Source organism: Pradoshia sp. (assembly GCF_051873915.1).
GTDB lineage: Bacteria > Bacillota > Bacilli > Bacillales > Pradoshiaceae > Pradoshia.
The window spans coordinates 1-4,047 of record NZ_JBJEFJ010000005.1; the positions used below are offsets into that span (position 1 = coordinate 1).

Below are 4,047 nucleotides of genomic sequence, written 5' to 3' on the forward strand. Positions count from 1 at the left end.
TATGCGTCGATAAACATATCAATGTCGCCATCCATAACCGCACCGATATTGCCTGTTTCAGCATTTGTACGGTGGTCTTTGACCATGGAGTATGGGTGGAAGACGTAGGAGCGGATTTGGCTGCCCCAGCCGATTTCTTTTTGCTCTCCGCGAATCTCAGCGAGCTCTGCTTCCTGCTGCTCGATTTCGCGTTGATAGAGCTTAGATTTCAGCATTTTCATGGCTGCTTCACGGTTTTTGATTTGAGAACGCTCAGATTGGCAAGTGACCACAACATTCGTCGGGATATGCGTGATACGAACGGCAGAGTCAGTCGTGTTGATATGCTGACCGCCGGCGCCGCTTGCTCGGTATGTGTCAATCTTCAAATCTTCTGTGCGGATTTCGATGTTGATTTCATCATTGAATTCTGGCATAACCTCACATGATACGAAGGAGGTATGACGGCGGCCAGATGAATCGAATGGGGAGATACGAACCAAACGGTGTACCCCTTTCTCCGCCTTCAAATAACCGTAGGCATTATGACCGCGAATGCCGAGTGTTACACTCTTCACGCCAGCCTCATCGCCTGGAAGGTAATCAAGTGTTTCTACCTTGAAGCCTTTTTTCTCTGCCCATCTTGTGTACATACGAAGGAGCATGGATGCCCAGTCCTGAGACTCGGTTCCGCCGGCACCTGGATGCAATTCAAGGATGGCATTATTCTTATCATATTCTTCACTGAGCAGCAATTGAAGCTCGAAGGCATTCAAACGCTCAGATAGCTCGGTAAGTTCAGATTCAAGCTCACCCTGAAGATCTTCATCCGGCTCTTCTTTGATCAATTCAAAGGTTAGCTCGAGATTTTCGTAGGATTCATTTAAGGAGTTGAATTCACCAACCTGCTCTTTCAAGCCATTGGCTTCACTGATGATGCCTTGGGCCTTCTGCTGGTCGTTCCAGAATTCAGGCTCAGACATGATTTCATCAAGCTCCATAATGCGCGCTTCTTTCTCTTCTAAGTCAAAGAGACCCCCTAAAGTCCGCCAAGCGCTTGGCTGTTTTTTCTAACTCATTGCGAATTTCTGCGATTTCCATTCACATTCACCTCTATCATTATTTAACGCTAATCAGGAAAAAGAGAGGCGGCGTACACACCGTCCCTCTCATTCAAATGGTTATCCTTTATTATACGCTCTTGCGTCTTTTAAAGATACCTGAAAGCTTGATTTATTTGCCATGACAATTTTTATATTTTTTACCAGAACCGCATGGGCAAGGTGCATTACGTCCCACTGCTTTATCCTCATTGCGCTTCGGCTGTTTTTTCACTTCACCATCAGCCTTTGGATTAACGGCCTGTCCTTTGACAACTTCCTCACGCTCAAGATTATTGCGAATCTCGGCCTTCATGATGTATTTTGCTACATCATCCTCGATGGAAGCAATCATAGCCTCGAACATTCTGAAGCCTTCCTGCTGATATTCATTCAACGGATTGATTTGAGCATAGGCACGTAAATGGATTCCTTGACGCAATTGGTCCATCGTATCAATATGATCCATCCATTTGCTATCAACCGCACGAAGAACGATAACTTTCTCGAATTCACGCATTTGCTCGGTTGAAAGCTGCTCTTCCTTCTCATTGTATTTCTCGATAATCTTATCAAAGAGAAGGTTGACGATTTCTTCCCCGTCAAGCTCCTTCAATGCTGCCTCATCCAAGGAGTTCTCAGGCAATAGATTTGCATACACATAATCGAGAAGACCCTGGATATTCCACTCCTCGCTCTCTCCATCCGGACCGAATGCATACACATTGCGTTCAAGGGAGGAGCGAATCATAGACTCAACAATGCCGCGTAAATTATCGTTATCAAGTACATCAAAGCGCTGCTTGTAGATGATTTCACGCTGCTGACGAAGAACATCATCATATTCAAGCAATTGTTTACGGGCATCATAGTTATTGCCCTCAACGCGTTTTTGCGCAGATTCCACAGCTCTTGATACCATCTTGCTTTGGATTGGCTGATCATCGCCCATGCCAAGGCGGGACATCATGCTCTTAATGTTCTCGGAGCCGAAACGGCGCATCAATTCATCCTCCAAAGAGAGGTAGAACTGAGTCACACCAGGGTCCCCTTGACGTCCGGAACGACCACGGAGCTGGTTATCGATACGGCGTGATTCATGGCGCTCTGTACCGATGACAGCTAAACCGCCAAGCTCTGCCACACCTTCACCAAGCTTGATATCTGTACCACGGCCGGCCATGTTGGTCGCGATGGTCACAGCGCCGGGCTGTCCGGCATCAAGAATGATATTTCCTTCCCGCTCATGCTGCTTCGCATTCAAGACACTATGCGGGACACCCTTTTTCTTTAAGAGCTCGGAGACATATTCACTTGTCTCAATCGCTACCGTACCAACGAGCACTGGCTGCCCTTTCGCATGGCGTTCTGCGATATCTTCAACAACCGCCTTGAACTTGCCTTCCATTGTGGCGAAAATCAAGTCAGAACGGTCATCACGAATGATGTCACGGTTCGTTGGAATCGCGATAACATTCATATTATAAATATTGCGGAATTCCTCTTCTTCCGTTTTCGCTGTACCTGTCATACCGGCAAGCTTTTGATACATACGGAAGTAGTTTTGGAATGTAATTGTCGCAAGGGTCATGCTCTCGTTTTGGATTTCAAGCCCTTCTTTTGCCTCAATTGCCTGGTGAAGACCGTCGCTGTAACGGCGTCCTTTCATCAAACGGCCGGTGAATTGGTCAACAATGACAATCTCACCGTCTTGAACGACATAATCGACATCCAAATGCATGGACGCATGTGCCTTCAAGGCTTGTCCGATATGATGGTTTAAGGCAACATGGCTGATATCAAATAAGTTATCAATGCCAAAGGCACGCTCTGCCTTGCTCATCCCATCTTCCGTTAACTGAACACTCTTCGTCTTCTCATCGTACGTATAATCCTGCTCTTTCGTCAGCGTACGAACGAAGGCATTCGCCTGCATATATAATTGTGTGGATTTCTTCGCTGAACCAGAAATAATGAGCGGTGTCCGCGCTTCATCGATCAAGATGGAGTCAACCTCATCAATGACGGCAAAGTGAAGCGGACGCTGCACCATTTGCTCTTTGTAGAGCACCATATTGTCACGCAAGTAATCGAACCCAAACTCATTATTCGTTCCATAAGTAATGTCCGCATTATAGGCTTCTTGCTTTTCCTCACGGGACATGCCAGCTAAATTCAAGCCGACAGACAGTCCTAAGAAATTATAAAGCTGTCCCATTTCATTAGCGTCACGACTAGCAAGGTATTCGTTGACCGTGATGACATGAACGCCTTTTCCTGTGATGGCATTCAAATAGACAGGCATGGTAGACGTTAACGTTTTACCTTCCCCGGTTTTCATCTCGGAAATATTCCCTTCGTGCAAGGCGATACCACCCATCAACTGCACATTAAATGGATACATGCCTAGCACACGGCGTGAAGCCTCACGAACGACCGCAAAAGCCTCAGGAAGCATATCGTCAAGCGATTCTCCATTCGCATAGCGTTCGCGGAATTCATCCGTTTTAGCTGTCAGTTGTTCATCTGAAAGACCCTCTGCCATGGAAGCCAATGCCTCCACCTTTGCAGCTGTTTTCGTCAGCCTTTTCAGTTCAGATTTATTAGGGTCAAACAATTTATTCAAGATCCCCATTAAGCAGTCTCTCCTCTTATTTAGAAGGGTTTCAATGCCCTAGATTGTTAGTCAATCATGAATCGTACTTTTTTTAAATTTCTTATTAATAGTAACACTTACAACAGGACAAAACAACAAATGCAAAGGTTTCGCCATGTATAATTCTGGGCATAATTTATCCTTTATTTACGAATTTAGCCACAGAAAAGTTTCATCCTTCTAATAGAAGCAGTTTTGCCAGAGAGGGAGCCTTTTAATCAAGGGGGGCAGAGCAGTGGAGGTTTCGCTTATTTCTTCTATTATTGTCTCATTTTGACATAGCTGTTTGTCTAGATACATGGATTTGCGCCC

2 protein-coding genes are annotated in these 4,047 nt (G+C 45.6%); both read right to left on the bottom strand.

Going from position 1 to position 4,047, the window contains the following annotated elements; translation table 11 throughout:
- Window positions 1-1,080 (bottom strand): peptide chain release factor 2 gene (prfB, locus tag ACI35L_RS00375; RefSeq protein WP_439801985.1). Its coding sequence is split into 2 segments (ribosomal slippage), with 1,079 coding nucleotides annotated over them: window positions 1-1,007 and window positions 1,009-1,080; the frame shifts between segments, so codons are not numbered across the junction. This gene is flagged as partial in the annotation.
- A 132-nt stretch (window positions 1,081-1,212) separates the two neighbouring features.
- A complete protein-coding gene (gene secA / locus ACI35L_RS00380) occupies window positions 1,213-3,714 on the bottom strand; it encodes a preprotein translocase subunit SecA (protein WP_049669435.1) in 2,502 nt (833 codons plus the stop codon).
- Window positions 3,715-4,047: the final 333 nt, after the last annotated feature.

Excerpts from the sequence above, each read along its gene's own strand:
- secA (WP_049669435.1), bottom strand. The coding sequence starts at position 3,714 with ATGGGGATCTTGAATAAATTGTTTGACCCTAATAAATCTGAACTGAAA.